25 protein-coding genes and 1 pseudogene are annotated in these 22,801 nt (G+C 68.0%); 12 read left to right on the forward strand and 14 right to left on the reverse strand.

All coding sequences use genetic code 11. The annotated features are described in order from the left end of the window. The first annotated feature begins 78 nt into the window (after positions 1-78). Entirely contained in the window at positions 79-294 is a 216-nt protein-coding gene (locus ROP_RS00705) for a DUF3052 family protein (RefSeq protein ID WP_012687408.1), read from the forward strand. Positions 295-352: 58 nt separating this feature from the next. On the opposite strand, the gene ROP_RS00710 is transcribed toward ROP_RS00705, so the two are convergent. Continuing rightward, positions 353-745 carry a DUF2267 domain-containing protein gene (locus ROP_RS00710; protein WP_043823990.1) on the reverse strand — a complete coding sequence of 131 codons (393 nt, stop codon included), beginning with the start codon at positions 743-745 and terminating at the stop codon, positions 353-355. A gap of 226 nt (positions 746-971) precedes the next feature. Next, positions 972-1,160, reverse strand: a complete 189-nt coding sequence (locus ROP_RS00715) for a hypothetical protein (protein WP_012687410.1) — start codon at positions 1,158-1,160, stop codon at positions 972-974. 425 nt (positions 1,161-1,585) lie between these two features. Between ROP_RS00715 and dnaK the strand changes: the two genes are divergently transcribed. The 3 genes from dnaK to dnaJ all read left to right on the forward strand — a co-directional run bounded on the left by dnaK (position 1,586) and on the right by dnaJ (position 5,538). After that, positions 1,586-3,457 carry a molecular chaperone DnaK gene (gene dnaK / locus ROP_RS00720; RefSeq protein ID WP_012687411.1) on the forward strand — a complete coding sequence of 624 codons (1,872 nt, stop codon included), beginning with the start codon at positions 1,586-1,588 and terminating at the stop codon, positions 3,455-3,457. A gap of 6 nt (positions 3,458-3,463) precedes the next feature. Continuing rightward, on the forward strand, positions 3,464-4,255 hold the full coding sequence (gene grpE / locus ROP_RS00725; protein ID WP_012687412.1) for a nucleotide exchange factor GrpE: 792 nt from the start codon (positions 3,464-3,466) through the stop codon (positions 4,253-4,255). A gap of 92 nt (positions 4,256-4,347) precedes the next feature. After that, on the forward strand, positions 4,348-5,538 hold the full coding sequence (gene dnaJ / locus ROP_RS00730; RefSeq protein ID WP_012687413.1) for a molecular chaperone DnaJ: 1,191 nt from the start codon (positions 4,348-4,350) through the stop codon (positions 5,536-5,538). A 36-nt stretch (positions 5,539-5,574) separates the two neighbouring features. Here the strand turns inward: dnaJ and ROP_RS00735 are convergent. Together ROP_RS00735 and ROP_RS00740 are read right to left on the reverse strand one after the other, a co-directional pair. Next, positions 5,575-6,034: pseudogene (locus ROP_RS00735) on the reverse strand (DUF4383 domain-containing protein); the annotation flags it as partial. Positions 6,035-6,284: 250 nt separating this feature from the next. Then, positions 6,285-6,776, reverse strand: coding sequence for a hypothetical protein (locus ROP_RS00740; RefSeq protein WP_012687415.1), 492 nt, complete (start codon positions 6,774-6,776; stop codon positions 6,285-6,287). A gap of 123 nt (positions 6,777-6,899) precedes the next feature. Between ROP_RS00740 and ROP_RS00745 the strand changes: the two genes are divergently transcribed. Next, positions 6,900-7,331 carry a DUF6292 family protein gene (locus tag ROP_RS00745; RefSeq protein WP_231868835.1) on the forward strand — a complete coding sequence of 144 codons (432 nt, stop codon included), beginning with the start codon at positions 6,900-6,902 and terminating at the stop codon, positions 7,329-7,331. Between the two features lie 716 nt (positions 7,332-8,047). Here the strand turns inward: ROP_RS00745 and ROP_RS00750 are convergent. Together ROP_RS00750 and ROP_RS00755 are read right to left on the reverse strand one after the other, a co-directional pair. Next, a complete protein-coding gene (locus tag ROP_RS00750; RefSeq protein ID WP_012687418.1) occupies positions 8,048-8,335 on the reverse strand; it encodes a hypothetical protein in 288 nt (95 codons plus the stop codon). A 581-nt stretch (positions 8,336-8,916) separates the two neighbouring features. After that, positions 8,917-9,405, reverse strand: a complete 489-nt coding sequence (locus ROP_RS00755) for a MerR family transcriptional regulator (RefSeq protein WP_012687420.1) — start codon at positions 9,403-9,405, stop codon at positions 8,917-8,919. 132 nt (positions 9,406-9,537) lie between these two features. Between ROP_RS00755 and ROP_RS00760 the strand changes: the two genes are divergently transcribed. The 3 genes from ROP_RS00760 (at position 9,538) to ROP_RS00770 (ending at position 11,135) form a co-directional block, all read left to right on the forward strand. After that, a complete protein-coding gene (locus tag ROP_RS00760) occupies positions 9,538-9,963 on the forward strand; it encodes an Hsp20/alpha crystallin family protein (RefSeq protein ID WP_012687421.1) in 426 nt (141 codons plus the stop codon). 69 nt (positions 9,964-10,032) lie between these two features. Further along, positions 10,033-10,341 (forward strand): hypothetical protein, encoded by a 309-nt coding sequence (locus ROP_RS00765; protein WP_012687422.1) that lies wholly within the window; start codon positions 10,033-10,035, stop codon positions 10,339-10,341. Positions 10,342-10,727: 386 nt separating this feature from the next. Further along, positions 10,728-11,135, forward strand: a complete 408-nt coding sequence (locus ROP_RS00770; RefSeq protein ID WP_012687423.1) for a J domain-containing protein — start codon at positions 10,728-10,730, stop codon at positions 11,133-11,135. Between the two features lie 417 nt (positions 11,136-11,552). On the opposite strand, the gene ROP_RS00775 is transcribed toward ROP_RS00770, so the two are convergent. Both ROP_RS00775 and ROP_RS00780 read right to left on the reverse strand, forming a co-directional pair. Continuing rightward, positions 11,553-12,593 carry an LLM class flavin-dependent oxidoreductase gene (locus tag ROP_RS00775; protein ID WP_012687424.1) on the reverse strand — a complete coding sequence of 347 codons (1,041 nt, stop codon included), beginning with the start codon at positions 12,591-12,593 and terminating at the stop codon, positions 11,553-11,555. Next, positions 12,590-13,228: a TetR/AcrR family transcriptional regulator gene (locus ROP_RS00780; RefSeq protein ID WP_012687425.1), complete on the reverse strand. Its 639-nt coding sequence runs from the start codon at positions 13,226-13,228 to the stop codon at positions 12,590-12,592. The genes ROP_RS00775 and ROP_RS00780 overlap by 4 nt, the downstream gene beginning before the upstream one ends. 82 nt (positions 13,229-13,310) lie before the next feature. On the opposite strand from ROP_RS00780, the gene ROP_RS00785 reads away from it, so the two are divergent. Next, entirely contained in the window at positions 13,311-14,513 is a 1,203-nt protein-coding gene (locus tag ROP_RS00785; RefSeq protein WP_012687426.1) for an NAD(P)/FAD-dependent oxidoreductase, read from the forward strand. Positions 14,514-14,531: 18 nt separating this feature from the next. Beyond that, positions 14,532-14,774 (forward strand): hypothetical protein, encoded by a 243-nt coding sequence (locus ROP_RS00790; protein ID WP_012687427.1) that lies wholly within the window; start codon positions 14,532-14,534, stop codon positions 14,772-14,774. 88 nt (positions 14,775-14,862) lie between these two features. Here ROP_RS00790 and ROP_RS00795 read toward each other — a convergent pair whose 3' ends face one another. From ROP_RS00795 to ROP_RS43125, 3 genes are all read right to left on the reverse strand, one after another. Further along, positions 14,863-16,173 (reverse strand): FAD-dependent oxidoreductase, encoded by a 1,311-nt coding sequence (locus ROP_RS00795; protein ID WP_231868836.1) that lies wholly within the window; start codon positions 16,171-16,173, stop codon positions 14,863-14,865. 117 nt (positions 16,174-16,290) lie between these two features. After that, positions 16,291-18,372, reverse strand: a complete 2,082-nt coding sequence (locus ROP_RS00800) for an ATP-binding protein (protein WP_012687429.1) — start codon at positions 18,370-18,372, stop codon at positions 16,291-16,293. 181 nt (positions 18,373-18,553) lie between these two features. Continuing rightward, positions 18,554-18,763 carry a hypothetical protein gene (locus ROP_RS43125; protein WP_012687430.1) on the reverse strand — a complete coding sequence of 70 codons (210 nt, stop codon included), beginning with the start codon at positions 18,761-18,763 and terminating at the stop codon, positions 18,554-18,556. 82 nt (positions 18,764-18,845) lie between these two features. Between ROP_RS43125 and ROP_RS45170 the strand changes: the two genes are divergently transcribed. After that, positions 18,846-19,022 carry a hypothetical protein gene (locus ROP_RS45170; RefSeq protein WP_158306499.1) on the forward strand — a complete coding sequence of 59 codons (177 nt, stop codon included), beginning with the start codon at positions 18,846-18,848 and terminating at the stop codon, positions 19,020-19,022. Positions 19,023-19,623: 601 nt separating this feature from the next. Here the strand turns inward: ROP_RS45170 and ROP_RS00805 are convergent. Then, positions 19,624-20,235, reverse strand: a complete 612-nt coding sequence (locus tag ROP_RS00805) for a hypothetical protein (protein WP_231868837.1) — start codon at positions 20,233-20,235, stop codon at positions 19,624-19,626. A gap of 219 nt (positions 20,236-20,454) precedes the next feature. Between ROP_RS00805 and ROP_RS00810 the strand changes: the two genes are divergently transcribed. After that, entirely contained in the window at positions 20,455-20,658 is a 204-nt protein-coding gene (locus tag ROP_RS00810; RefSeq protein WP_012687433.1) for a hypothetical protein, read from the forward strand. A 342-nt stretch (positions 20,659-21,000) separates the two neighbouring features. Here ROP_RS00810 and ROP_RS43135 read toward each other — a convergent pair whose 3' ends face one another. Continuing rightward, positions 21,001-21,177, reverse strand: coding sequence for a hypothetical protein (locus tag ROP_RS43135; RefSeq protein WP_012687434.1), 177 nt, complete (start codon positions 21,175-21,177; stop codon positions 21,001-21,003). A gap of 177 nt (positions 21,178-21,354) precedes the next feature. Then, positions 21,355-22,674: an Lsr2 family DNA-binding protein gene (locus ROP_RS45175; RefSeq protein WP_080512427.1), complete on the reverse strand. Its 1,320-nt coding sequence runs from the start codon at positions 22,672-22,674 to the stop codon at positions 21,355-21,357. Positions 22,675-22,801: the final 127 nt, after the last annotated feature.

Here is a 22,801-nt window from a genome sequence, read left to right on the forward strand (position 1 = left end):
GCGCAGCGGGACGGTGACCTCGCGATGAGCTGATCACTGCCCGAATAATGTTGTCCAACAACAGGTTTCCTGTGGTCGATGACACCGAAACCCGCCCGGCTCGATCACGTGGACGCGGCGGAGGTGACCGAGGCCGCCGACCTCGCCGGACGGCACGTCACGTCCAGAATCGACCGGCGCGACGGGCTCGGGACCCGGCTCACCCGGTCCCGCTCACCCACCCAGCGCGCACGGTTGTCCTCGTCCTCGGCGGGGCCGCCCGTCTGGACAGGCACAGGGGAGATCGCCGGGTGACGACGTCACCCAGCGAAGAACTCGAGGCGTGATCCGGCAGCCCGGAAATCGTGGTAGCTCACACCGTTTCGGGCCGGCCGAACAGCGGCGCGAAACCCTCGGGCAGGGACCCCAGAACGGCGCGGAGGCAGTCGTCGTCGACGGCCTGTGCCACCGTGGCCAGCACCGCGCTGGTATCCCATTCGGCGGTGGCGGGGTGGGCGTCGAGGGCCTGGGCGATCCGGTGCCGGAACTCCTCGACCCCGAAGTCGGGTGCGGACCGCCCGTCCTCGATGGGGCCGAGGGCGTTGCGCGCCAGCGGCGGCAGCTGCGCGGCCAGGGCCCGCACCTTTCCGGGCGTCAGCCGCGCCCCGAGCTTGCGGAGCACCACCGTCGTCACCCGCGTGGCCTGCCCGAGGCTGTCGTATTCACCGTATTCGCGGACCCGTGACAGGAATTCGGTGTCGTCCATCACCAGTGTCCTTTCTGTGCTCCCTCGGATTGTTCTGGGTGTCTCGGTCTCCGAGGTGCTGGGTAGATGTCGGTCGATGCACCCGCCGGTGCCCGCTCGCCCACCCCGGCCGGGGGTGGGCGGCCGGTCAGGGTGGGGTAGGTGGCGGTGTCGACGGGCTCAGCGAGAGCACTATCGGTGACCTCACCGGACCATCACCGGCACCCAATGACAGCTCGAGCGAAGGTCAGTCGCGGTGGGCGAAGCATTCCGTGGCCGGGGTGAAACCCGGCTGGGTGAGCATGTCGATGTCCGCCCACCCGTCGTCGCCGAAGACCACCGAATCGGTGTGCCAGACCAGGCTGACGTTCTCGCAGCCGTGCTCGAGGATCAGATATTCGTAGTTCTTCAGAGCCACGAGCGTTTCGTCCGTCATCCTCACCACCCCCGATCACGTGTGTGCGGGCGCCGACCATCCGGAGCCTGCCGGAGTGGCCTTCATTATGCCACCGACCTCCCGCGATTGACAGAGAAAATCTCTGTGAATTGGAAGGGTTTTATCGGTTCGGGTGACTGCTTACGAGTTCCGCCTCCGTGGTGCGCGGTGCCGCAAGGCGGGAGCGCGCCCGGCTGCGACGAGTTCCTCCCGCGCCGTCGGCGCCGAGTCGACACCCCTGAGACGGAGCGGATCCCACGCGCCGCCCACTACGCATCCGCGGCCTTCGGATGGTTGAGAAAAGTTCGTGTGTTTGCAGCATATTTTCTTGACCGTGGTTGTTGTACGGGGAGAAAATTGAGTTGTCAACGGAAGGGTTCGGCGGGTGCGCCGGCGGCGTGCCCGGGGTGTGAGGAGGGACGGTCATGGCGCGGGCGGTCGGGATCGATCTGGGTACCACGAACTCGGTGGTGTGCGTGCTCGAGGGCGGTGACCCGGTGGTGGTCGCCAACTCGGAGGGCTCCCGCACCACGCCGTCGGTGGTGGCATTCGCGAAAAGTGGCGAGGTGCTGGTCGGCCAGCCCGCCAAGAATCAGGCCGTCACCAACGTGGACCGGACGGTGCGCTCGGTCAAACGCGAGATCGGCACCGACTGGACGGTGGCGATCGACGACAAGAACTACACCGCGCAGGAGATCAGCGCCCGGGTGCTGATGAAACTCAAGCGGGACGCGGAATCGTATCTGGGCGAGGACATCACCGACGCGGTGATCACCGTCCCCGCCTACTTCAACGACGCCCAACGGCAGGCCACCAAGGAAGCCGGGCAGATCGCCGGGCTGACCGTGCTGCGGATCATCAACGAACCGACGGCCGCGGCGTTGGCGTACGGCCTGGACAAGGGCGGCAAGGAACAGACCATCCTGGTCTTCGACCTCGGCGGCGGAACCTTCGACGTCTCCCTGCTCGAAATCGGCGAGGGCGTCGTCGAGGTCCGCGCCACCTCCGGTGACAACCACCTCGGCGGTGACGACTGGGACGACCGCATCGTGCGGTGGTTGGCCGAGAAGTTCAAGGCGTCCAGCGGATTCGACCTGACCAAGGACAAGATGGCGCTGCAGCGGCTGCGGGAGGCCGCGGAGAAGGCGAAGATCGAACTGTCCTCGTCGCACAGCACCTCGATCAACCTGCCCTACATCACCGTCGACGCGGACAAGAACCCGCTGTTCCTCGACGAGCAGCTCTCGCGCAGCGAGTTCGAGAAGATCACCTCCGACCTCCTCGGCCGCACCCGGGCCCCGTTCGACTCGGTGATCAAGGACGCGAAGATCTCCGTGGGCGACATCGACCACGTGGTGCTGGTCGGTGGTTCCACCCGGATGCCCGCGGTGACGAATCTGGTGCGCGAGCTGACCGGCGGGAAGGAACCGAACAAGGGTGTCAATCCGGACGAGGTCGTCGCCGTCGGCGCCGCCCTGCAGGCCGGTGTGCTCGGCGGTGAGGTCAAGGACGTGCTGCTCCTCGACGTCACCCCGCTCTCGCTCGGCATCGAGACCAAGGGCGGGGTGATGACCAAGCTCATCGAGCGCAACACCACCATCCCGACCAAAAGGTCGGAGACCTTCACCACCGCCGACGACAACCAGCCGTCGGTGCAGATCCAGGTGTATCAGGGGGAGCGCGAGATCGCCTCGCACAACAAGCTGCTCGGCAGCTTCGAGCTGGCCGGGATTCCGCCCGCCCCGCGGGGGGTGCCGCAGATCGAGGTCACCTTCGACATCGACGCCAACGGCATCGTGCACGTGACCGCCAAGGACAAGGGCACCGGCAAGGAGAACCGGATCCGCATCCAGGAAGGCTCGGCACTGTCGAAGGAGGACATCGACCGGATGATCCGCGACGCCGAGGCACACGCCGCCGAGGACAGCCGGCGCCGGGAGGAAGCCGAAACCCGCAACCAGGCCGAGTCGCTGGTATATCAGACCGAGAAATTCATCAAGGACAACGACAACAAGGTACCCGCCGACGTCACAGACAAGGTGCGGTCCGCGATCGCACAGGTGCAGGACGCGTTGGCCGGCACCGACATCGCGGCGATCAAGACGGCTATGGAGAAGCTGGGTACCGAATCCCAGGCCCTCGGCCAGGCCATCTACGCCGCCCAAGCCCAGCAGGACGGAGCGTCAGCCGGTGGCGACGGCGGCCCCGGGGCCGGAGCCGGAGCGTCCGGTGACGGGCACGGCGCCGACGACGTCGTCGACGCGGAGGTGGTGGACGAACCCCGGGAGGGACGGTGATGCGGGATGAACACACCATACGACGAGCAGCAACGTTCCGGAACGGCCGGTCGCGGCCGGGGCAACGGTCGGCAGCCGCCGCGCGAGCCGATCGCGATCACCGACCGGCGCCGCATCGACCCGGTCACCGGCCGGGTCCGGCAGGACACACCCGGATCCCATTCCCCGCAGGATCGAGGGGCATCGACGCTGAGCGGGAAGGCGTCCCCGGGCGAGAAGGCAGGCACATCGTCCTTGGACACGGGTGCCGCGCGGCCGGAGCCCCGGCAGGTCGACTCGGACCGGGTGGCGGAGTTGACGGCCGATCTACAGCGCCTGCAGGCCGAGTACGCCAACTACCGGCGCCGGGTCGAGCGGGACCGGGCGGCGGCCGCGGAGAACGCGAAAGCGTCGGTCGTCGCCGAGTTCCTCGGTGTTCTCGACGACCTGGACTGGGCCCGCGAGCACGGTGACACCGCCCGGGAGCCGCGGCACAGCCTGTCTCGGAAGATCCGGACCATCCTGGCCCGGATGGGGGTCGCGGCGTTCGGGGAGCGCGGGGACCGCTTCGATCCCACCCTGCACGAGGCCGCCAGCCACGACGGTCACGGCACCGACCTGGTGGTGGACACCGTGCTGCGCCGCGGCTACACCTTCGGCGTGCACACGGTGCTGCGGACCGCGTTGGTCACCGTGATCGACCGCGACCGGTACGAGAACACCAGCAACCCCGGCCCCCCGGCGGACACCGACGCGCGGCCGGAGTCCGGCGGGGCCGGGGACCCGGGTGACGACCCGAATCCCTACCGCTGCGGATGACGTGGTCGCGGCGGCATGCCGGTCGCCACCGGAGTCTGCTGCCGGGTGATGGTGAGAAGTGACGCAGCGTTGGTGGAGGGAGGAGATACCCTGTGACGCAGCAGGAGTGGATCGAGCGTGACTTCTACGCAGACCTGGGTGTGCCCTCCACGGCGTCGGCGGAGCAGATCAAACGCGCCTACCGCACGCTCGCCCGCCGATTGCACCCGGACGCCAACCCGGACGACGCGGCGGCCGGAGAACGATTCAAGGCGGTCAGCGAGGCGCACGCGGTGCTCTCGGATCCGGCCACCCGCGCCGAGTACGACCGGACCCGGCAGCTGTACCGGTCCGGGTCCTTCCGGCAGGCCGGCACCCGCGCCGGCGCCGCCGCCCGGTCGGGCGGCGGGATGGGTGGGTTCGACCTCTCCGACCTGTTCGGGAGCGGGAGTGCCGCGTTCACCTCCGGCGACGCCGGATTCGGAGACGTGTTCGGAGATCTGTTCCGGCGCAGCGGCACCCGCACCACCACCGCCTCGTCCCGCCCCCGCCGGGGCAGCGACGTCGAGGCGCAGACCCGGCTACCGCTGCGGCAGGCCGTCACCGGGGTGGTGCTGCCCCTGCAGGTCAGCGGACCCACGGTGTGCACCACCTGCCACGGCAGCGGCGCCCGGCCCGGAACCCGTCCAAGGCGGTGCCCCTCGTGCGGCGGTGCCGGGACCCTGACCCGCAATCAGGGCGGCTTCGGGTTCAGCGAACCCTGCGACGACTGTCGCGGCACCGGGATGATCGTCGACCACCCGTGCGCGGACTGCCAGGGAACTGGGGTCGGGCACCGCACCCGTACCATCAACGTCCGCATCCCACCCGGGGTCACCGACGGCCAACGCATTCGGTTGCCCGCGCACGGCGAGCCCGGCCTGCGCGGGGCACCCGCCGGGGATCTGTACGTCACCGTCACGGTGGATCCGGATCCGGTCTTCGGCCGCGACGGCGACGATCTCACCGTGACCGTGCCGGTCGGGTTCGGCGAACTCGCCCTCGGCACCACCATCTCGGTGCCCACCCTCGACGGGCGGGTCAGCGTGAAGATCCCCGCCGGCACCCCGTCCGGGCGCACCTTCCGGTTACGTGGTCGCGGCGTGCACCGCGGCGGCGGCCCCGCAGGGGATCTGCGGGTGACCGTGCAGGTCGCCGTGCCGACCCGGCTGGACCGCAGCGCCGTCGACGCCCTACGCGCCTACGACAAGGCCGAGAAGGCCACCGGATTCGACCCCCGCGCCGCCTGGCCCGGCCACCGATAGCCGCAGGGCGACGGCACCGCGGCCGGGCAGAGGCGGTGGGATCAATCTCGGTGCGGTGGTGCGCAGCCGCGGCAACAGCAACCCGAGGACAACCATCCCGGCACCGAGGACGAGGTGCAGCCAGTTGTCGGCGGTGTTGACCGGCACAAAGTACGCGCTGCCGTCCTGATCGATGACCAGACCGTAGATCCACAGCACCAGATAGATGAGCCCGCCGCCGACGAGGAAGCCTTTCGCGGCGCCGGCCGTGCGCGCCGCCGCGATCCCGGCCACCCCGAACAGCAGATGCACGATGTTGTGCAGGACGGACACCTGGAATATTCCCAGCAGTGCGGCCTCGGTGTGATGGCCGGCGAAGGTGAGCGTGTCGTAGTCGGTGGTCACCCCCGGGGATGAACCCGAGCACCCCGACCACCAGGAACACCGCCCCCACCAGCAGGGACGCCGCCTGAACCGGGGTGGCGAACGAGAACCACGCTGGGCAGGTTGCGTTGATATCACCGGAACGCTTTGTCTCATCGAGCGGGACCTCACCGCATCACTGACCGGAATACCCGAGACCCGCACCCGAATCCGAACGAGGGCGCCCCTCTTCGCCGGCTCGTTGGACCCCTATTCGTCGGTCCGCTCGTTCGCCGGTCCGCTCGTTCGCCGGTCCGCTCGTTCGCTGGCCCTGTTGCCCGGGCGCGCCTGTTCGCGTTCCGCTGGGTCGTCGGTCCGCCGAGTGGCGACCACCTTTCCTCTCCCTATTGGGGTGGTGGGTCGGGCAGCGCCGGGGTGGGGGCGTCGAGGAGGGCGTTGAGCCAGGTCAGTGCCTCGATCAGGGTGGTGACCCGCACCTGCGAGTCGGGTTCACGTTCGGCGGCACCCAGGTGCACCCGGGCGGCGGCTCGGTCGCCGGCCAGCAGGGCCAGCACCGACCGCGCCACCCGGGCCTGCCGCGGCGGCAGCTTCCGGGCGTCGACGAGCTGCCCGGCCGCGGTGCGGACCTCGAGGATGAACGATTCATCCTGCGCGGCAGGCCCGAGCCGGGCGACGGCCACGTCGGCGATTGCGCCGGTCAGCCAGGCCAGCACCCCGCCGTAGCAACTCCCGCCGCCGGCCGCGGGATCCGGCGGCGCCATCAGCGAGGACAGCTCCCGGCCCAGCGCCGGGTACCGGTGTTCGGAGACCAGCGCGAGCAGGTGGCCGGCCACCTCCGCATCCGGGCCGAAGCGCCCGCCGAGATCGGACCCCATGACCGCCGGGTACCCATCCCCACCGTAGGCACACTCCGCCAACGAAATCGGTCGATCTTGCGGCCCCGACCAGCGCCGAGGGGTAGGTTCGACATCGCCGCGGACGGGTGCATGGTTCCGCGGATGAAGGATGTGTCCACGATGAGCAGCGGCGTCGGCGCCGGCGACAATCCCGACAGCAGTGCGTACGTGTTCGCGGTCGCGCGGGCATTAAGCGCCGAGACGATCCGCCGATGGGACGAGGTCACCTTCGACGCGGTGGTGGTGCTGTCGAAGCAGAGCCGGTACTGCAGCGGGCGACGCATCCTTCTCGCCTGGAACCATCATTTCGGGTGGTCGTTGGGCATCGAGGGACAGGGTCCCGATCGGGTCCTGATCATCGGCGGGCTCGGGCTCGGCCGGCAGCCGCTACCGGAGTGCATCGCGGATCGGGCCGACGAGGTGATCACCGACCTGCTGCACCTCGAATGCCGGTCCCCGGAACGCTTTCCGGTCCCGACCGTGGTCCACCGGCGCGGCGCTGGCCCTGCCGATCACCGGCCACCCCTCCGCTGACTTCGCCTGGGGAGGCGGTGACGCATACCTGGTCGGCGTAGCCGCACCGGTGGCATGCCGTCGCACTCGGCACGGTCCGCCCGCCCGATGTGGGCGCGCCGCAGCACCCCGCGGCGGGGAGGATCCGGGACGGTGGTCATGGCCTCCAGCCTCCCTCTTCCACCACACCGAGTCGTTGTGGCGGGCGGTCACCGACCACCTGCGCCCAGGCGTGTCGGCCCGGGCACCCGGGGTGCAAGCGTTCGAGGACACCGAGAATGTCTTGCTGCTGATCGAGCAGGCCGGACCACACGTCGCTCGGGCGACCGCCCGGGCGCAGGACCTGCTCGCGCGGCGTCGGCGAACCCGGGATCACGGCGACCCCCACCGACACCGCGACCGGCGCTGGTCAGGGCCAGTCCGGATCCGAACGCCCGTGCGCGGCGGCGTCGACAACTGCCCGGACCCGGACCGCCGCGCGGTTACCGGCCCCTGGCGGTGGTCGAGGTCGCGGGTGGCGCGTTGGAGGGATAGCTCGTCATGGTCGGCGGCGGATTGCTCCCAGGCGGTGAGGATGCCGTCGCCGCTCCCCCACGACCACCCTCGCCACTTCGACCGTTGTCACTTCTCACCCTGTCCCGTCCGTGATCGCGCAGCCGACGGGAGAACCCGGGAATCGGTCGGCCCCGCCGTCGGCAGGCCGGACGAGGGAGGGGTGGTCGAGCGGGTCGGTGTGCTCATCGGACCGAACCGGCTGCGCCGGTGGCGGTTCGGGTGCGCGGCGCCAGTTCGCACCAGGCGCTGGTGCCGCCGTGAACATGCGGCTGCGGATAGCACAGGGCCAGGTTCTGGTCCTCGAAGGCGGTGAACCACTGCTTCCAGGACAGATGCTCGAGTCCGGTGGCGACACCGAGGAAGTCGATCCGGAGACTGCCTGTGCCGTCGCGTGCCGGTCCGCCGCGATGGGCCTGGATCCATCGACGGATCTCGGCGTGATCGGTGGTGATATGCGGTGATGTGGTCATCGACCTCGGCCTCCTCGTGTCACGGGTCGTCAGCGCACCACGCGATGCCCACCGGTCCGATCGATCCTGCGGTGCAGCACACCCCGGTCAGGTGCAACCTCAGCCGCACAACGGATTCGCCCACGTTCACATTTAGCTGACGTGACGACCCGGCGGCCGCGGCTGAGGAGTGCACCGACGCCGGGGCGAGAATGTCGTCCCGGGTTCGACGCCGCTCACCCCGTTGGGTACCCGATAGTTGCCGAACACACGCCGTGCGGTGGGTCAATCTTCGCGGCGCCGCCCTCACCTGCCGGGGACGGCAGCATCCGATCACCACGACCACGACCACGACACCGTCCCGGCCAAGGCCGAAGGTCCTCGAACATGGCCTGCCACCACCGGTCGGCAGGTGCTGTTCACCGCCGAGGGGTGCGGCGTATTCTCGACACCGTTCCCCGAAGAAAATCCCATCCGAGTCCGATTCGAGGAACACCGGGCCCCGACGTAACCCCCCGACGCCGGGGCCCCGCACTGCCGGCCGCCGGCGAAGTTCATCGTCGACACTCGTAGTGCCCGAGGTGAAGCGCCCCGGTGTCGCTCTAGTGGTGGTCGCCGCCGGCTTGTTCCCGGGCAGCGCCGCCCCCCACGCAGGTTCGACCCTGGGACGTCGGGGACCGACGCCGCCCGGTTCGGCCGGTTCCCGGCTCCGGTGCCGTCTCACCGGCGGGATCGTCAGCGGAGGCGGCGTCGGGGTCCTGGTCGGCGCGCAGCTGCGCGTTGTCCGCTTCCAGCCGGCGGTTGTCGCGTTCGAGTTCGCCGGTACGGTGCTCGAGGTCGAGGACCCGGCCGATCCCGACGAGGTTGACCCCGGCGTCAATGAGTTCGGCGATGCGCCGCAGCCGGGCCAGGTCGAAGTCGCTGTAGCGGCGGGTGCCACCGCCGGTGCGACCCGGGGTGATCAGTCCGTACTCCTCGTACAGGCGCAGCGCCGCGACCCCGAACCCGGACAGCTCGGCGGCCACCGAGATTCCGTAAACACCACGCACTGACGGCGATTCGCGATCCCGACGGCCGGATTCTTCGGACATGTTTTCGCTCCGATCGGGAATTTTCTCGCTCAATCTCTTGTCATAGTCTACGACAAATGCTATAACGAACCTACAGCATCTGTAGGAAGTTTACCTGATGGGATGAAAGGATTCTGGAGGTAGGTGGACATGATGTTGATGCGCACGGATCCGTTCCGCGATCTGGACCGACTCACCCAGCAGATCTTCGGTACCGCGGCCCGTCCGGCGGTGATGCCGATGGACGCCTGGCGGGAAGAGGACCGATTCGTCGTGGAGTTCGATCTCCCCGGAGTGAACGCCGACTCGCTGGATCTGGACGTCGAGAAGAACACCCTGACAGTGCACGCCGAACGGGCCGCACTGAACGAGAACCGGGAGATGGTCGCCGCCGAACGCCCGCGCGGGGTGTTCAGCCGGCAACTGTTCCTCGGCGAGAACCTCGACGTCGACAAGATCGAGGCGAACTACGACGCCGGCGTACTGCGGTTGACGATCCCGATCGCGGAGAAGGCCAAGCCCCGCAAGATCGAAATCAGCAGCAACGGTCATTCCGAACAGAAGGCCGTCAACGCCTGACAGCGCGGGACGACCGCGACCCGCTGCACCTGACCGAGGTTCGACGATCCGGGAGGGGGTGAACAGACGATGACATCGACAAACCCGGTTGCCGAGGTGAACGCCACCGACACCAGGGAGCGCACCGAACGCGAGACGATGTGGCCGTGGCACGAGCTCGACTACGCACTGCTCGTGGCCGATTCGGACCGCATCCTCGCCGACGCGCTCACGCCGCAGGCCGTGGTCCTGCTCCACCGGGTGGCCACCGCACCGGCCGGCCGGGCGCGTCCATCTCCTCCCACTCCGGTGGGGTGGACGGCGCTTCCCCCGCCGCTGCCCGAGATCCGCGCCACGCAGCGCTCACCTCCGAGGCCGGAGAAGCCGGGCAAGGTCTGATGTGTCGAAAGGAGTGAGGAACCAGAGACGACCCAATGGACGGGGTTTCGCCCGCCGCCGTCTCCTTCCTGTCAATGTTCTCAAGACGCGGCGCGGCGAAACCCGGGCACACCGTCCGGCACCGCCGATCCACCGAGATGACAGTAACGGCGCCGACCGAGAATTCGACGAACACGCATTCGCGAGCGGATTCGACCGGGGCGCACCGCCATTGACTGGCACATACAGTATCTCGTCGGCCGTCCGGGCGGGCAGTGCCCACCCAGCATTGAAGCCGACAAGCGGGGGCGGGTCCCTTCGTGCGGGCGGGCCCGCCCCGCCCTGGTGGTTCCGGCATCCCGAGCCCGGAACCACCTATTCTCATGCACCACGAGTGAGGCGAGGTGATGGCCACCGAACGCGATCCCTATCGGGTGCTGGGCCTGTCCCCGTCGGCGTCCCAGGCCGACATCGCCAGCGCCTACCGGCGGCTGCTGCGCCGGCACCACCCCGACACCCGCACCCGTCACCCCGCCGACCCGGCGGCGGACGAGTACCTCCAGCAGGTCATGACCGCCTACGCCCTGCTCCGCGACCCCGACCACCGCGCCGCCCACAACCAGGCAGAAGCAGACCGGACAGAAGCAGACCGGGTGGACGCCGAGGCGATAGTGCCCGAACCTCGGGGACGACGGCGCGGGCGAGCACCGTGGGCCGCGGCCCCACCATTGATTCGCGTCGTGGTGGCCGACGCCCCGCCGCCCCATCCACCCGCCACCGGATTGTGGGTCGGACCGGTGCGACGGCACCGCTGAAGTCAGACATCCCTGGATCTCGGATGTCAAGCAGCGATGGTGTGCTGACGGTGCGATCACGCGGTCGCCTGGTCGTAGGCGGCGTGGGTCTACGACTCTTCAGAGTGTCCTTCCTCGGCAAGCAATGCGAGGCTGACCCTTGGAGTAGACACACCTGATGCCATGTAGGGGCAGGGTCGCCCGCTCCAAATGGTTCCCGGCGAATGCTGGGGGTCTCAAGTCCCACCGCGGCGTAGGAGGCCGGGACTGCCCCCTGGTTGACACATGGGGTGTGCAGTTTCAGGCCGCGTGTGCGGTCTGATGGAGCGACTCATATCTATGCCTCGACAGGGCGGGCGGGTACTTCACCACGCGATCACATCGGAAGCTGACGGTCGTTGTCGCCGCCGCGGCCGCACCGTCCGCTCCCGCGGAACGTCAGGGGTGTGGGCGCATGGTTTCGAGCATGTAGTCGAGTTCGGCGGTGGTGCGGTGGGGTGGGAGGGTGAGGGTGAGGATCGGTGTCTCGGCGCCTGCGGTGTACCAGCGCTGGAGGTGGTCGTGAGCGGTGTCGGGTGTGCCCCAGACGGTGAGCTCGTCGAGCAGAGCATGGGCTGCGGCTGGCACGTCGGTGGTGTCGTGGGTCGGGTTGCTGGCGAGCACGGCCTCGACCTGGTGGTGGTATCCCCGTTCGCTCAGCGAGCGGCGGTAGAGCGAGCCCATGCTGGTGAGGTAGAACGCGATCCACCAGGACGCGATCTCGTGGGCCTTTGCCTGATCGGCCGCGACGGCGGTGGGGACGGCCGGACACACCAAGGGGCGTGTGGTGTGGCCGGATCGGGCGCCCGCCTGCTGGAGCAGGTCGATTCCGTGGGGCAGCCACGACCGCGGGACCAGGAAGGGCATCCAGCCGTCCGCCAGTTCACCGGCGAGTTGGATGGATTTGTTTCCGAGTCCGGCGAGGTAGATCGGCAGGCCGGTGCGCGCGGCGACACCCAGCCGCAGGGACCGGTGGTCGTGGGTCGTTGTCGGGCTGACTCGCTCGCCGTCGAGCAGTCGACGGACCTGTGCGGTGACCGCGCGCAGCTTGGCCACCGGCGCGGTGAACGATTGGTCGTGCAGTCCTTCGACGAGCTGTGGGCTGCTTGCACCCAAGCCGAGGACGAAACGGCCGTGTGAGACCTGGTCGAGGCTGGTGGCGAGCATCGCGAGGGTGCCGGCGGTGCGGCCCCAGACGCTGAGCACACCGGTACCGATGGTGATTCGTTCGGTCTTGGTGGCGATTTCGGTGAGCAGGACGGCGGCATCCTGACTCCACCCCTCGGCGAGGAAAAACCCGTCATAGCCGAGATCTTCGGCGCGGCGGGCGACATGCAGTATCACGTCACGGCGCGTTTCGAGTGGGGTCACGCAGATACCGAGGCCGCGCCGGGTAGCGCTGACGCCGGAGGCGACGTTGCCGGTTGTGGGGGTGCTCATGCGCGGGTTGCCGTCCGTTCTGGTGTCGATGCTCCACTCGACAGGCGCGTACGTACCGCGAGGCGAGCGCGGTCGAGATAACGCGTGTCGGCGAAGAGATGGAAATATGAGTTGGCCGCCAGCAGCGTGCCTTCCAGCTCGAACGCGAGCTGGTCCGGATCGGTGTCGATGCACAGCTCACCGGATTGCTGCGCCTCATGTGCCGACTGCGCGAGGGTCTCCATCCACTGGCGCTGGCACTCGGTGACGGCGTCACGGACCGGGCCGGGCGTCTTGCCGTCGAACTCGGCCATCGCGGCGGCGAAGAAGCATCCCCCAGGAAAGACTCCCCGTTCGACATACGACAGGAACGACTCACAGAGGGCGGTGAGGCGTTGCATGCCCGGACCCGACTCGAGCGCCGGTGTGACCACCTCGCGCACGTAACGCTGGCGCGCGACCTCGATGGTGGCCAACTGGAGGTCTTGCTTCGACCCGAAGTGGGCGAACAGCCCACTCTTGCTCATCCCGGTCAGGCTCGCGAGATGCCCGATGGTGAGTCCGTCCAGACCATCGATCGATGCGACGTCGGCAGCCGCGTGCAGCACGGTCTCCCGCGTCTTGGCGCCTGGGGTCGTGTTCCGCTTCTGTGCCATGAACTCACCCTAGTACAGCACGAACGATCGTGCTATCGTCAATTCCGGTCGGCCTTCGTGCCGGCCCGAAGGAGAAGGCCTGATGTTCGACGTGATCGTGGTGGGCGCCCGATGCGCAGGCGCATCATTGGCGATGCTTCTGGCACGGGGCGGGCACCGTGTCGCGGTGGTCGATCGAGCGTCGTTTCCCAGCGACACCATGTCCACCCATTTCCTGTGGCAACGTGCCGCGTTCCGACTGCGGGATTGGGGGTTGCTCGATCGGTTGCACGCCCGCGGCTGCGCACCGATCGAGCAGATCACCTTCGACGTCGGCCCGGTGCAGATGTCGGGTATCGGGCCGGGCGTCGAAGGGCAGACGGCCGTGTACTGCCCGAGGCGGACGGTTCTCGACGCGGTGCTGGTCGAGGCGGCCGTCGAGGCGGGCGCCGAACTGATCGACGGCGTCGTCGTCGACGACGTGGTGTGGGCGGACGGTCGGGTATCGGGCGTGCGCGGCCGTTGCCGAGGTGTCGGCGGCTCGTTGTCGTTGCGGGCACCGCTGGTCGTCGGGGCCGACGGTCTGCACTCAACCGTCGCGCGGCGAGTCGCTGCTCGTGTCTACAACCACCATCCGCCGCTGACGTGCGTGTACTACTCCTATTGGAGTGGCCTCGGCAATGTGCGCGCGTCGTTCCACGCCCGAACCGGCCAGCTGATCCTGGTCTGGCCCACCAACGACGGACTCACCTGCATCTACGTCGGTTGGCCCCGCCGGGAATTTGCGCGTGTCCGCACAGACCTCGACCGAAGCTTTCAGGCCGCCCTCGATCTGGTGCCCGGACTGCGTGACACGGTCGCCTCCGGCCACCGCGAACAACGTTTCGTCGGTACCGCCGACCTACCCAACCAGTACCGAACATCGGTCGGACCGGGCTGGGCGCTGCTCGGCGATGCCGGCCACCACAAGGACCCCTCCACGGGGATGGGCATCGCCGATGCGTTCCTCAGCGCCGACCTGCTCGCGAAGGCCATCCAGAGCGCGCGCGCCGGCCGTTCCGTCGACGACGCACTCGGCGACTACCAGCGTCAGCGCGACCAGCTCACCGCCAACGGCTTCGAATTGGCGCTCAACACGGCCCGCCTCGCGCCGCTCTCGAACGGACTCACTGCGTTCTACAGAGCGGCCGCCACCCAACCGGAGGTAGTCGAGCGGATCTTCGGCGTCCTCGGCGGGTCGGTGCCCATCCGAGACGTCTACTCTGCACCGCGCATCGCGTCGGTACTCGCACAAGCCAACGCGTAAACCCCCATCCCTTTTCGCGTGGTCGACGGCCGGCACGCCAGACACGGTGGCGGGAAACGGAAAAGCAACGCAGAGGAAATCGTTGCCGACGGTCGGTCCATCCTGGCCATCATCTGGCACCCCCTCGACGGCGCGGGCGCCACTTTCCACGGCCTCGGGACCGAGCACTCCAGCCGCAACGTCAAACCCGGACATGAAGATACGCAATCACATCGGCAACTCGAAACCCTCCGCCACGTCACCCTCATCCCGGCCGCCTGACCCGCACCGCACATGCGGATCCGGTTTCGTGAATGGTTGTGACCGCTCGACGATCCGGGGTGGCGCCGGTCGAGATGGCGCGTCCCAGCTAGCGGGGGCGGGGCAGGATCTGGCGCAGGACGCGCAGCACGGTGCCGGGGCTCATCAGCCGCTCCGGGCGATCGACCAGGGCGGCGACGCGGATGAAGGTCGTGGCGAGCACGGGATCATGGGCGGCAGCCGCATGCAGACGCGGAATATAGGCGTTGGCGATCCGCATCTTCGGGCTGCGGGCTCCGATCACGTCGGGGAAGGCCAGGTCCGCGCCGACCGACATGTCCCACGGCACGTCGATCATTTTCGCGACGTCGCGAAAGAACGTACGTGGGTGGGGTTCGGTGGCTCGTTGCAGGTGACGTCGCAGCGTAATCGCCTCGAGAGCCGCGACAGTCATGCCCTGCGCGTAAATCGGGTTGAAGCTGCACAGGGCGTCTCCGGTCACGAGGAATCCGGCGGGGAATCGTGACAGGCGTTCATACCGCCGGCGGACGCTCGCCGGAAACCGGAACGACCGGGCCCGCTCGAGCGGCTCGGCGTCCCGGATCACGTCGCAGAGATCCGGGATCGGTAGGGTACGGGCGAAGTCGAGAAAGCCGTCCGGATCGGTGGGCGGATAGTCGCCGAGCATTCCCATCAGCGTCACCAGAAAGCGGTTCCCCTCAAGCAGCTGCAAGGCGCCGCCCCGCGGAGCATCGGGCGTCGGACCGATCACGACCCCGAGGTCATTGCCCAAACCCGGGGCCGGGGCTCGGTAGATCTGGGTCGTGTAGCCGAGACCCACCTGCAGCTTCTCCTCCTCTGGCGATTCAAAACCCAGCTCCGCCAACCATGTTGGGGCTCGTGAACCCCGCCCGGTCGCGTCGACGACCAGGTCGGCGTCGAGGACCTCCTCGGCGCTGCCGTCGGCCCGTCGAAGCACACGGACCCCGGTGACGCGGCGACGGTCGGGCGTCATGGTCAGGCCGGCGGCGTCGCAGCAATCCACGAGTGTGACACCGGGGAGTTCGCTCACCCGGGCACGCACGCAGCCCTCCAGGTACGATCGGCTGGCGCTGACGACGGTCATCCCGCTCTCCGGCTGCGGAAACCGGTGCCCGCTCAGGCACCATCGCACGTCGCGCAGGTTGTCCAATGTCGGCACCCCACGCGCAGCCAGGTCGTCGGTGAAGCCCGGGAACAGCTCCTCGAGGACCTGCTGACCGCGTTCGATCAGCACGTGGGTGTGCCGGGCTTGGGGCACACAGCGGCGTGGGGCCGCGGTACCCGGGAGGTGATCGTGATCCACCACGATCACCTGCGCATACGCCTCGGACAGCACCCGGGCCGCGAGTAAGCCGGCGATGCTGGCGCCGAGCACCACTGCTCGGTGACCGATTCGAGTTGTCATGAGAGCCTCCTCGATGTGATGGATGACAACTACGAGAAGGGTGCGAGAATTCGGTGCTCGATCACCAGTCCGATTACTGCTCGGTGGTGTTCACTCGTGACGTCCGTAGATTTCGCGATCCCACAACCACGAGACGACCTGCGCAACCCCCTGTGTGAGGTGGCGCCGATACGTGCTGAACGGCAACCCGAGGATCTGGGCGGCGGCCTCCTGGGTCGCGGCCGGGCGCAGATACGTCCGGTCGACCGCACGTACCATTTTGTCGTCGCGGGGATCGTCGGCCAGGGCGTCCACCGCGTCGCGGAGCACGGTGTCCAGTTCAGCGACATCCGGCTCGGCGCCGCCGCGATCGCACACGACCCGAGTGCGCATCAACGGATTCCGCCGGAGCAGGTCGGGGCGGCGCCAGTCGTGCAGCGCCTGCCGGACCGCCTGCTCGAACTCGGGTTGGGACAGCACCAGCAGTTGCGGCGCCGGCCGCTTGGGTGCAACGGGATTGTCGGACAATGCGCGAACGGCGACCTGCTCGAACCAGGCATCCACCGGGACGCGACGGAAGTCGTGTGAGAACAGCCCATACCTCCGCGCACCGACCTCGAAATCGGCGCCCCCGGCCCGCGGAAGGTCGGCAACCGCGAAATACTCGTTCCACCGGTCCGGCTCGGCCAGGGTGAGGAAGTCCCAGGACAGCCTCGGGGTGCACAGGTACCGCTGCATGGTCATGATCGGGATCGCGTTCAACGTGGGCGACGGGTCCTGATAGGCGGTGGCGTCGATGACGAACCGGGTCTGGGTGATCGCCTCCCCTTCTCTGGGCGGCGACTGGGTGCGGGCGAAGTCCCAGGCAGCCGCGGCACCGGGATCGGCGGCGATGTCGTCGGCGGACGCGCGGCTCAGATCGAGCAGACCGAAGAACCCACGGGCCGTGCCGTCGGGACGGCGCACGATGTAGAACCCCTCCGGTTGGCGCCGGAACCACGCGGCGGCTATCTCCGCCGACTCCGCACCCTCGTGGGAGCGGACCAACTCGACGATCGTCTCGCGATCCTCCTCGCATGCGGGCTCCGGGTAGTGGTGGCCCCACGACTCCCAGTCCACAGGGGACAGGACCCCGGGAAGATTCCGGAACACGAATTTCAGGTCGAAGATCACGCGCTGCTGTTCGCGCCCGCTACACGAGGTCAACCGGCGACGGAGGTGCCGCCACACGCGGTGGAACACCTCCGTGTAGAAGTCGAGGTCGCGCCACCGCAGATCCACGTCGACGACGTCGCGAGCCAGATCGTGCGGGAACAGTCCCTCCGGGCCTGCCTCGACGAACGACAACTGCCGCAGCCACGCGAACACCTCATGCGCATCGTCGAGTTCGAGGACGTCCCGCAGCAGGGACTCGGTGGTCACCCGGGCGAGGGCGCACACCTCGAGCGCCCGGCGGTGCACGGGACTCGGCACCACCTCGATGAACCGTTGCATGAGCACCCCGATGAGGTCGGGGGTCAACGGATCGGCGGCGACCTCGCCACCCCGGGATGCCACGTCGGCCAGCAATGACAGCGCCAGCGGATGCCCGTGCGTGACCTGGCAGATCCGATCGTGCAACTGCGTCGACACCGCCACCGCGCGAAGAAACTCCCGGCACTCCCCCGGGGTGAGGTTTCGCAGGGACACGACCCGCAACAGTGCACTCCACGCCGCATCGGCCCGCCATTGTGGGCTGGGCGGTGTCCGGGCCGCGATCACAGTGAGCGCCGTCGCCGGTAGCCGCGGCAGCAACCGAGTACGCATCCACTCGTCGATCGGCCCCAGCACCTCATAGCTGTCGACAAGGACGCAGAGCCGTTCCTCCGTGGACGTGATCACGCCGGTGACGGGCACCTCGACGGCGTCGCTCAACGCCGCGAGGATGGCGGAGGGCGACGGCGAGAGGTCGCGGCCGTCGAGCCGAACGACCGTGGCGCCCACGTCCTCGGCGATCTCGGCCAGCACGTCGAGCAGTGCGGTCTTCCCGATCCCTCCGGGACCGTGCAGGTACAGCACGGACCACTGCGGATCGGCCGACTCCAGCCTGGCCCGGACCAATTCACGCTCCCCCTCGCGGCCGACGTAGGTTCGCCGGCGCCGCGAGTTCAGCAGATCTCCGAGCGGTATCGAGGACGGCCCTGTGCCCTCCATACGACCAATGCTAGAAGCAGTACGGCAGAGAACACGCAAACGGCATGATCCTGATGTCCTGGCGGTCGAATCGATCTCGAGATCTCAACTTTTCGAGTAGCTGGGACCTGCACATCTCTCGTGTGTCTCACAGCATGGGCACCGTTGCTCACTCAACTCCCTGGCGTTCCTTCAGCCGACGCTACGATGCCCTGCGAGCAAGTCGGTGTTGGGACGGCGAACGGGACAGTCCCGCGTCGGCGCTGGCCACGGTGTCCAGGTCGCGAAGTGATCGTCGGAAGTGGCAGATGCCGGCCACCGCCACCTTGTCGATGACGTCGGCGAGGCTGCCCGATCTGGGACCGCCGCTGACTCCGCCGCCGCCACTGCCTGCGGGTTGTATAGACGTCACCGCCCGCGCTCCTTGCTTCGAGCGGCCAGACTTGGCCGGAGGTTTTGCGCGGGCGGCCACGGCGTGCCGGCGGCGGCGATGTTTGCTCTTCCTCCGACTCCTCGTACTCGTCCTCGTCACCCGCATCGGGTTGCGCTTCGTCCTCGGCCGGTTCCTGGTAGTCCTCGGACTCGTCGGGTTCGACAACCTTGCCATCCCGGATCTCTCCGCGCCACCCTCTATCTCGTCGGGATGGAGAACGGACTGGGTCATGACGTGACGTCCGAAGTGCTTCATCTCCAAGCGCGCTCGCCGACCCTTTGTACGCCATAGGTTTCCCGTCTGGCGATCACAGTCCGGACGAGCATGCCGATGCACTTCGCGGTGCATCCCGGTCAGATCCTCGGGTGGTCTGCGCATCGACTCGCGCAGGACGGTGATCGACCGGCCGGGCGCCCGACTACCTTCTGTTCGACTAGTGTGCGTCGAGCCCGCTCCGGTATCGCATCGCTCAGCACCAACTCGTACGGATTCGGTGTGCAAGCTGCCGATACCCGCCGGGTTCGGTCACGCTCCGGCCCGGCCCGCCTGCCCTCACACGCGTCAGTAGGTGTCGATATCCGGCGCCCCATCCGCTCGGCGACCGGAGGGCATGTCCGGTCAGCGAAAGATCGTCCACACCGCGGCGGCGACGAGCGCCACCACGACCACGCACATCACGACGGTGAGGAAGTGTTCGTTGTCCGCGAGGAGTTGCTGCATGAGACGAAGATGCGGTTCGGCGCCGGTCAGAGCGAACTGACGAGCATCGATTGCGGCATTGCGGGCACTGACAACCCGGCGCTGATAGATGCGTACCGGGCAGCCAGCGGGTGAGGAGACTAGTGAGCCTTAGCCGTTCCCTTCCGCCGTGCGGCTGTGTCCGGTCGTGCTTCCGGTGCGGATTCGTCCCGGGACGCCCCCGCCGAGTCGCTGGGGGTCGTGATCCGTGGTTTGCGCCGTCTGCGAGGCTTCGGCTGTCGTTCTTCTTGGACCGCCGGAGAGGATGGTCCGTCCTCGCCTTTTCCGTGGTCCAGCGCCCCGTCGACGGTGGAATCCTCGGGGTCCCGCGGGTGGGCGTGCCCGCGACGGCCAATCCTCTTCACCCCGGCGACCAAATTCCCACCGCCGGCCACGAAGTGCGCGCCGCCCGACCGGACGCGGTCGCGGAACGAACCGACGTGCTCGCTGCTGGCCTCGGCCGTCGCCGCCGCCGTGTCGAGTAGCTCATCCCGAACCGAATCGCCGAGATCCGCGATCTCCGGAGACGCGGCCAGGAACTCGGATCCCTGTGCGAGCAGATCCTCAGGCCCCATGGGGCACCGCCCGCCCGCACCAGCAATCTTCACGGCCATTCTCAACTGGTGCGTACGCCCCAGTAGGTACCCGGCGCCGACCGCTGCGGCAACCTCAACTTTGGATCTGGCCTTCATTATTTTCATGATCAACCCCACTTGCTGTGTGTCGGCGCCACGCACTGCGTCGGTGCCGGGAGCATGGGAACTACGGGCGCATCGGTGCGCGCGAGGCGTATACCGCGACTACCCCGAGTGCTCGGTCGCCAATCGCAAACTCCATCGGAAACGACCTCCTGATGGTCCGCCCCGGCACCATACCCTCTTAAGGAGGATCTTGACCCTCTTAAGGAGGATCTTGACTGCCCCTGCCGCCCCGTGCGAACCACCGACCACGAGCGACGGCGCCACACCGGAGGACTCGCCCTGGTCGAGGGCCGGGAAGCGGGCATCGCCATACCCCTCGGTCTGGCGCTGCTGGTCATTCTGGTGTGGGCCGCTGTCCTCGGCTCGTCACCGCTCGTCCTGGTGATACTTGTCGCGGTCGCCGGCATCGCCGCCCTGACAGCCGCCGCACTCTGACACGCCTCCGTCGGACCACACCCCGCCCGAACCGGTCGAAGACGACGCCGGGCCGGCCCCGCGCCGGTTACCTCCAGTACCCGCTCGTACGCGGCGCCGTACACCATCGCCCCTCGCGGCAATCCGGCCCGAGCTGGCCGAAAATAGTGTGATGGTGTGGATCACACTCCCTGGACTTCGATGCCGCCGCTCACGAAGATCAGAAATGCGCCGCTCGTCATCACGTGCAGGTTGTCCGTGTAGCGCCCCTGCCAGCTGATCTCCATCGTTGGCGGGGGCTGCGCTTGGCTGCGCCACAACACCTCTCACGCCCACACTTCGGGCCACGGCCACGTCGCGCCGTCACAGATAAGCCAGGACGGCGACTCTCAGCGCGGCGACCTGATCCGCACCCATGACACCCGGGCGGGCGACGTCCCAGCGCGAGTGGTTCCGGCTCGACACCACCACCGGCATCCGCCGGGGCGGCCCGCCTCGCGCGGTGACGTCCTGATCGAGGGCAACGCCGACACTACACACGAGAGGCACCGTCGCTGCGGCTCAGCATCCTGGTCACGGGGAGGGACTTGACGTTCGAGCAACTCAGCAAGCTCCTCGATGGTGACCTCCACGGCGCCGAACATGGGATCGCCCGAGACGGCATACCGCGGCAACAGGAGTCGGTCGGTCACGCTCATCAGCGGACCCTCGCCCGTTTCAGCCGAGCGGGAGCGGCAACTTTGCTGCAGCGTCATGGAATGCTCGCACAATCGCGGCCGAAATCCGCCCGCGGAAGGACACTTTACGACCCTCCCCGATTGCCCACTCGCGAGTCTCCTCGGTCGTCGCGTCCGCCGGAGCGGTGCCCGCCGCTGCTCCCGTCGCCGGAGCCTTCCGCGCGACGTTCTTCTTCACGGCCGTCGTCTTCGCAGCCGTCGTCTCCGCATCTGCAGCCGACTCCACAGCCGACTCCACAGCCGCCGTCTTCGCGCCCGAGGTCTTCGCCGGAGCATTCCTCGCGACCTTCTTCTTCACGGCCGTAATCTCCGCGGCCGTCGTCTTCGGCGCTGCTGTCTTCGCCGTAGCCTTCTTCGCAGCCACCTTCTTCGCCGCCGATGCCTTCTTCGCGACCGTCTTCTTCGCAACCGACGTCTCCGCCGGAGCGTTCTCAGCAACTACCTTCTTCACAGGCGTCTTCTTCGCCGGCATCGCTTCTGCCTGAATCTCCTTTGTCTGAGCTTCATGGAAAGCTCGCTCGACCTCGGCCGGAATCCGACCGCGAGGCGACACTTCACGGCCCTCTCCGATCGCCCACTCACGGATCTGTTTGGTCGTCGTCTTCGCCGGGGCCTTGCCGACCGTTGCCGCGCTCTTCGCCGGCGCCTTCGTCGCGACTGTCTTCTCCGAGGCCGTCGTGTTCGGCGCTGTTGCCTTCGTCGCAGCCGCCTTCTTGACAGCCACCTTCTTCGCCGGCGGCGCCTTCTTGGCGACTGCCTTCTCCGCAGCCGTCTTCTTCACGGCCGTCTTCTTCGCGGCCGACGATTTCGCGGCTACCTTCCTCGCGGGCGCCGATTTTGTCTGAGCGTCATGGAAAGCTCGCTCGACCTCGGCCGGAATCCGACCGCGAGGCGACACTTCACGGCCCTCTCCAATCGCCCACTCACGGATCTGTTTGGTCGTCGTCTTCGCCGGGGCCTTGCCGACCGTTGCCGCGCTCTTCGCCGGCGCCTTCGTCGCGACTGTCTTCTCCGAGGCCGTCGTGTTCGGCGCTGTTGCCTTCTTCGCAGCCGCCTTCTTGACAGCCACCTTCTTCGCCGCGGGCGCCTTCCTGGCGACTGCCTTCTCCACAGCCGTCTTCTTCACGGCCGTCTTCTTCGCTGGCGCCGATTTTGTCTGAGCGTCATGGAAAGCTCGCTCGACCTCGGCCGAAATCCGACCGCGAGGCGACACTTCACGACCCTCTCCAATCGCCCACTCACGGATCTCTTTGGTCGTCCTCTTCGCCGACCCTGCGGAATTCCTCGGTGATACCGCCATAGTGCTCTCCTTCTACATCGGCAATCGTCGACCGCACACAGTAACGGCAGACCCGTCTCGGTAATGAGGAAGCTCACCCGAACTGACATTTCAATGCCTAAAACATTGTCCATGCGGCAGACCAACA

The organism is Rhodococcus opacus B4 (assembly GCF_000010805.1).
GTDB lineage: Bacteria > Actinomycetota > Actinomycetes > Mycobacteriales > Mycobacteriaceae > Rhodococcus_F > Rhodococcus_F opacus_C.

Coding starts and splice junctions, on each gene's coding strand:
- ROP_RS00765 (WP_012687422.1), top strand. CDS start 10,033: ATGACATCGACAAACCCGGTTGCCGAGGTGAACGCCACCGACACCAGG.
- dnaK (WP_012687411.1), top strand. CDS start 1,586: ATGGCGCGGGCGGTCGGGATCGATCTGGGTACCACGAACTCGGTGGTG.
- ROP_RS00740 (WP_012687415.1), bottom strand. CDS start 6,776: ATGGGGTCCGATCTCGGCGGGCGCTTCGGCCCGGATGCGGAGGTGGCC.
- ROP_RS00770 (WP_012687423.1), top strand. CDS start 10,728: ATGGCCACCGAACGCGATCCCTATCGGGTGCTGGGCCTGTCCCCGTCG.
- ROP_RS45175 (WP_080512427.1), bottom strand. CDS start 22,674: ATGGCGGTATCACCGAGGAATTCCGCAGGGTCGGCGAAGAGGACGACC.
- grpE (WP_012687412.1), top strand. CDS start 3,464: ATGAACACACCATACGACGAGCAGCAACGTTCCGGAACGGCCGGTCGC.
- ROP_RS00715 (WP_012687410.1), bottom strand. CDS start 1,160: ATGACGGACGAAACGCTCGTGGCTCTGAAGAACTACGAATATCTGATC.
- ROP_RS00780 (WP_012687425.1), bottom strand. CDS start 13,228: ATGGCACAGAAGCGGAACACGACCCCAGGCGCCAAGACGCGGGAGACC.
- ROP_RS00785 (WP_012687426.1), top strand. CDS start 13,311: ATGTTCGACGTGATCGTGGTGGGCGCCCGATGCGCAGGCGCATCATTG.
- ROP_RS00800 (WP_012687429.1), bottom strand. CDS start 18,372: ATGGAGGGCACAGGGCCGTCCTCGATACCGCTCGGAGATCTGCTGAAC.
- ROP_RS00750 (WP_012687418.1), bottom strand. CDS start 8,335: ATGACCACATCACCGCATATCACCACCGATCACGCCGAGATCCGTCGA.
- ROP_RS00710 (WP_043823990.1), bottom strand. CDS start 745: ATGGACGACACCGAATTCCTGTCACGGGTCCGCGAATACGGTGAATAC.
- ROP_RS00775 (WP_012687424.1), bottom strand. CDS start 12,593: ATGAGCACCCCCACAACCGGCAACGTCGCCTCCGGCGTCAGCGCTACC.
- ROP_RS00745 (WP_231868835.1), top strand. CDS start 6,900: ATGAAGGATGTGTCCACGATGAGCAGCGGCGTCGGCGCCGGCGACAAT.
- ROP_RS00760 (WP_012687421.1), top strand. CDS start 9,538: ATGTTGATGCGCACGGATCCGTTCCGCGATCTGGACCGACTCACCCAG.
- ROP_RS00705 (WP_012687408.1), top strand. CDS start 79: ATGACACCGAAACCCGCCCGGCTCGATCACGTGGACGCGGCGGAGGTG.
- ROP_RS00755 (WP_012687420.1), bottom strand. CDS start 9,405: ATGTCCGAAGAATCCGGCCGTCGGGATCGCGAATCGCCGTCAGTGCGT.